The organism is Frankia gtarii, from assembly GCF_025403375.1.
GTDB lineage: Bacteria > Actinomycetota > Actinomycetes > Frankiales > Frankiaceae > Frankia > Frankia gtarii.
In genome coordinates this window covers 1-922 of the sequence record NZ_JAMPTM010000573.1, presented here as the reverse complement: position 1 = coordinate 922, position 922 = coordinate 1, and the positions used below count along the sequence as shown (strand labels likewise).

The following is a 922-nucleotide window of genomic DNA, read 5'->3' as shown; positions in this document are numbered from 1 at the left end:
GGGCTGACCGGAGCGACCGGCGTCGGGGCGCACCGCCAGGGTCTGGTGGATCTGGGACTGGCCGCCCTCGAAGCTGAGCGCGGAGCCGGCCATGTACAGCCGCCACACCCGGGCCCGTCCGGCGCCGACCTGCGCGACGGCGGCGTCCCAGTTCTCCTCCAGCCGGCGCACCCAGGCCCGCAGGGTCAGGGCGTAGTGCTCGCGCAGGTTCTCGACGTGGCGGACCTCGAACCCGGCGGCCTGCGTCAGCGTGGTCATCAGGCCGATCTCGTGCAGTTCGCCGTCCGGGAAGACATAGCGGCGCAGGAAGTCGCGGCCCTTGGGCAGGGGGATCGGACCGAGGTGGGGCTGGTAGCGGTAGGCCCCGGCCGGGTCGCCGGGGGAGGAGATGCCGTGGTTGAGCAGCCGCCCGCCGGGGCGCAGCAGCGAGTACAGGTTGGCGAAGTAGGTCGGTAGCATCGCCCGTCCGACGTGCTCGACCATGCCGACGGAGCTGATCGCGTCGAAGGGGCCGTCGGGGATCTCCCGGTAGTCCTGCAGGCGGATCTCGACGGCGTCGGTGAGGCCGGCCTCGGCGATCCGGCGGCGAGCCTGCGCCGCCTGCTCCACCGAGATCGTCACCCCCACGCCGCGGACGCCATGATGGCGGGCGGCGTGGATGAGCATGCTGCCCCATCCGCAGCCGACGTCGAGCAGCCGCTCGCCGGGACGCAGCCCGAGTTTGCGGCAGACCAGCTCGTGCTTGGCGGTCTGGGCGGCATCGAGCCCGGCCGTCGGTGACTCCCACACCCCGCAGGAGTAGGTCATCGTCGGGCCGAGGAGCAGCCGGTAGAACGCGTTGGACACGTCGTAGTGATGGGAGATCGCCGCGGCGTCGCGGTGGCGACTGTGGCGTCGCCCGTGCAGCCGCGCCTCCTGCGGC

At 72.8% G+C, this 922-nt stretch carries 1 protein-coding gene; it reads right to left on the bottom strand.

Features of this window, described 5'->3' with window-relative positions:
• Positions 1-922 (bottom strand): SAM-dependent methyltransferase (locus NBZ83_RS32360; protein WP_261576540.1); only part of this gene is annotated, 922 nt, incomplete at both ends.